Annotated in this window: 5 protein-coding genes and 1 pseudogene; 5 read left to right on the forward strand and 1 reads right to left on the reverse strand. The window is 43.1% G+C overall.

The features are described 5' to 3' along the window. The 5 genes and pseudogenes from QZZ35_RS09730 to QZZ35_RS09750 form a co-directional block, all read left to right on the forward strand. Positions 1-397 (forward strand): annotated as a pseudogene (locus QZZ35_RS09730) (hypothetical protein); the annotation flags it as partial. 21 nt (positions 398-418) lie between these two features. After that, the gene (locus QZZ35_RS09735) at positions 419-700 is read left to right on the forward strand and encodes a hypothetical protein (RefSeq protein ID WP_291237222.1); all 282 of its coding nucleotides are present in this window, start codon (positions 419-421) and stop codon (positions 698-700) included. A gap of 4 nt (positions 701-704) precedes the next feature. Further along, positions 705-1,628: an ATP-binding cassette domain-containing protein gene (locus tag QZZ35_RS09740; RefSeq protein ID WP_291237223.1), complete on the forward strand. Its 924-nt coding sequence runs from the start codon at positions 705-707 to the stop codon at positions 1,626-1,628. Next, positions 1,612-2,421: an ABC transporter permease gene (locus tag QZZ35_RS09745; RefSeq protein WP_291237224.1), complete on the forward strand. Its 810-nt coding sequence runs from the start codon at positions 1,612-1,614 to the stop codon at positions 2,419-2,421. The genes QZZ35_RS09740 and QZZ35_RS09745 overlap by 17 nt, the downstream gene beginning before the upstream one ends. Positions 2,422-2,440: 19 nt before the next feature. Then, entirely contained in the window at positions 2,441-2,878 is a 438-nt protein-coding gene (locus QZZ35_RS09750) for a VanZ family protein (protein ID WP_291237225.1), read from the forward strand. Positions 2,879-2,924: 46 nt separating this feature from the next. Here the strand turns inward: QZZ35_RS09750 and QZZ35_RS09755 are convergent, their stop codons facing one another. Continuing rightward, positions 2,925-3,920, reverse strand: a complete 996-nt coding sequence (locus QZZ35_RS09755) for a glycerophosphodiester phosphodiesterase family protein (protein ID WP_291237226.1) — start codon at positions 3,918-3,920, stop codon at positions 2,925-2,927. Positions 3,921-4,018 lie beyond the last annotated feature (98 nt).

Genomic DNA, 4,018 nt, shown 5'->3' on the forward strand with positions numbered 1-4,018 from the left:
GCCGGGAGATGTTGTGAGTATCCGGGGACATGTGTGGATATCTCTTGGAACATGTAAAGATGGCAGTGTGCTTATACTTCATTCGACGCCGAGCAGCAGCCGGACCGGGCAGCCGGGCGGCGGACCTCAGATCAGTGCCATTGGTGAGAATGAGCAATGTGATGCTTTTCGTCTTGCGGATAAGTATATGTCCGTACTTTATCCGGAATGGTATCGAAGGTACGGTACCTGCCTGAAAGACCCTGACATCTACTTTAACTTTGAGGGAGATAAAGCCGGACGTTTTCGGTGGGATGTTTCCGGGAAAAAAGGTGGCTTTACAGATCCGGATGGCTTCCAGAGGTGTACGGGAGACAAGGTTATAGCTGATATTGGCGGCTGTGAACGCACCCTTTAGATAGCCTCGAAATGGGAGTGTGTGGATGAGCTTTTGTGGCAGGCCGTGATCGCTTTTCAGGATTATCCCTTTTATACGGCTTCCGGACTGCCTTTTTCATATATTGTAAAACAGAGGCGAGACGGAAATTATAGTGGTGAACTGGTTGTTTCCCGTAAAGAAGGAAGCAAGACGGTGACGCGGAGTTCGATCCAGCTTGCTTTTCACAGAGTTCTGGAGAAGATGTCGATAGAGCAGGGCGCCTCCTGTGTCCTTCTTAAACCCACAGACACCCCTGGACACCCGTACAATAAAGGAGAGTGAAGACATGGAGTATATTCTGACAACGAATAATTTATCAAAACGGTATGGAAGTGTAGTTGCTGCTGACAAAGTGAATCTTCATATTCGAAAAGGGGAGATCTATGGCCTGATCGGCAGGAATGGCGCCGGGAAGACGACAGTGTTGAGGATGTTGAGCAGGCTTGCGATTCCCACATCGGGATCTTATTCGATTAATGGAAAAAGCGGAAGGGAACTTTCAAGTGAGCTTTCGAAGGTGGGAGCTTTAATCGAGACGCCCGGGTTATATCCGAACAGGTCTGCTTTGGAGAATTTAAAGCTTAAGTGTATGGCTTTGGGTATAAATGATAAGAATTATATGAGAAAGCTTCTGGAACTTGTAGGGCTGGGAAAGACAGGAAAGAAAAAGGTGAAAGAATTTTCATTTGGAATGAAACAGCGTCTGGGACTGGCGCTTGCCCTTGCGGGCAATCCTGACATTCTTATTCTTGATGAGCCGATCAATGGTCTTGATCCTCAGGGGATTGCGGAAATACGCGAAATTCTTTTAAGGCTGAGTGGGGAAAAGAATATTACGATTTTAATTTCCAGCCATATTCTGGATGAGCTTTCAAAGATAGCCCATTCCTATGGTATTATTCATGAAGGACGCTTAATTGATGAGATGACTGCCCGGCAGCTTGAAGAGCGATGCAGTGAGGCAATTATACTAAGGACGGATGATAATAAAAAAGCTGAAGAAATTCTGCAGTCCGGCGGTATTACGGATATTTCACAGATGGGCGAGGATTGTCTTCGCATTGGGGATCTGTCTCTGGATACGAGCAAAATTGTGGAAAAACTGGTTTACGGCGGTGTCGGGGTGAAGGAAATCACTTCCCGGGGAGTATCTCTTGAAGAGTATTATCTCGGACTTACAGGAGGCAGAAAAAATGACGGATTTAATTAAAATGGATATTTACAGACTGGTACACTCAAAATCATTTAAAGTAGGGCTTCTTTTTTCAATCATTATTCCGCTTCTGGTTGTCGGTGCCATGGGAGCGGTCATACATCTTTCCGGAACTGAAATACAGGATATGAGTATGAATATTATTATAAAGATGTGGATTGGAAAAGGATTTTCCATTGGACAGATTATTGTGATCGGCCTTGAAAGTTTGAGCCTTTTGGTTTCTACAGTACTTACTGTTCTGTTTGTCAATGAGGAGCAGTCCGGCGGATTTATAAAGAATATCGCCGGTATTGTTCCAAATCGAGGCATGCTTGTTGTCTCAAAATTCTGTGGGATCGCAGTGATCAATGCGTCAATATTTTTAGTATATACGATCGTGTCTGCCATTGCAGGAATGGCATTTATGTCTTCCGTATTGATCAAAGGCCCTGTTCTGTATACGATTTTTGTGTGGCTTGTCAAGTTTCTTTTGTACATGGCAATTGATTCGATTATTTTGTGCATCTGCATGCTGACAAGGAGTCGTTCGCTGGCGCTTGGTGTAAGTGTGATCTGGGGTATTGGAGTTATCGGAATTGTCTATTCAGCCATCAACACTTTCATAAATATGGCAATTCGCGGACTTGATATCGATGTTTCTTTGTTTACACCGGATGGGGTGAACTCGATTCTCACTTTAAAATCCGAACCGGGTGTTCTTATACGGGGTGTGATTATCTCACTTATTTATTCAGCAGCATTTGTGCTGATCACTTCGGTTATTTTGAACAGACGTGATGTGAAGTAGACAGATGGAGGTAACCGGTTTGCCGAAACGTTTTTATGTTTTATTATGTATATCTGTAGTGTCGTTTATTATTATGACATGGCTTTCCCATCAAAATGGAGAGCATACAGCACAAACCAGCATGAATCTGGCAAGATGGCTGTCTTTCATAAATCCGGATACGGAGGCAGTAAATGTCTGGCTGAGGCGATATGCCCATGTGTTTTTATTTGTTATAATGACGATACTGATTTTGATGACTTTGTCTGCCGGAGGAATACATCCTTTGTTGGGCGTGCCATTCCTGTATGCGTTTGCCTGGATGGATGAGGTAACGAAGCCTTTCATTCAGGGACGGCATTATCACTGGGATGATGTTAAGTTAAATATGGCCGGCGTGACGATCGGGTGCCTTTTGTTTTTTGGATTTACAGCAATTATTTATCTGATCCGCACCCGGGTATCCAATAGAAAGTAATTAAGAAATCCGCAGCTCGCTTTAGAGAAAGCAAACTGCGGATTTTTTATTCGGATTCTATGGATTCACGTACCGTATACAATTTGTCCGGGTAATCGGATATGATACAGTCAGCACCCAGTCGAGTCAGATATTCCATATGTTCTTCTTTATTAACGGTCCAGTACTGAACAGCAAGATTATGTTTGTGCGCATAATTTATGACGCGGGCGGTGCCAAGATTTATATAGTAGCTGTTTTTTGCACTTGCAAAAGGTATTTGAAGGACTTTAAATTTTGGTTCATAATCGGAACGATTGAAGAGGGATGCGAAATAGAATTCGCTCACTTCGCTCGGGTAGGCGGATCGGATCATTCCAGGACAGGTGGCATCTGCATATTCCGATATTTCTGAAATAAAACATCCGAAAATAACTTTATCCAGAAGATCACGTTCCTTTAATGTGGCATATAATAGATCGACACTCTTCTTCCCAAGATCGCCTTCGTTTTTTATTTCTATAATATAGTTATAATCGTCATGGGCGGTAAGGTAATCAAGAATCGCGTCCAGACTGAGTATTTTTAAATTGTCGGGTACCTCATCTCCATGGAGATCTGCATAGGGCATCTCACCCTCTTCGTTGACAAATTTAGCTCCCATATTTAATGTACGGAGTTCTTCATAGGTTTTGTCTTCCGGGCGGACACCGGTTTCTCCAAAAACGGTCTCACTATCGGATGTTCGGTCCAGCTCATCGTCATGGAGAAGGACGAGGACATTATCTTTTGTAATATGAAGGTCAAATTCAAAGAAGTCAACGGAAAAACTGTCGTTTTTGACACAATTTTCAAAGGCCATCAGTGTTTCTTCCGGCATGATGCCGCTGCCGCTTCTGTGAGCGGAAATCTGGGTGGTGCCATTGATAAAAGGATTGGTTGTCTCATAGTGTATAATATTCTTTGGGTCTGAACGGTGAAAATAAGCGGCGGCCCACAGGGCTGCAGCGGCTAGGATCAGGATAATGATCAGGGTAAGTATACGTTTTACAATCTTTTTCATTGGAATGCTCCTTTTGTGTGATAGGATTATTTTAACATTAGTCGGTATTTTTTTCATCTGTTTTTCGTAAAAAGTATATTCCCTTCCGGACAAAAAAT

It is taken from the genome of Frisingicoccus sp. (assembly GCA_016298055.1).
GTDB lineage: Bacteria > Bacillota > Clostridia > Lachnospirales > Lachnospiraceae > Frisingicoccus.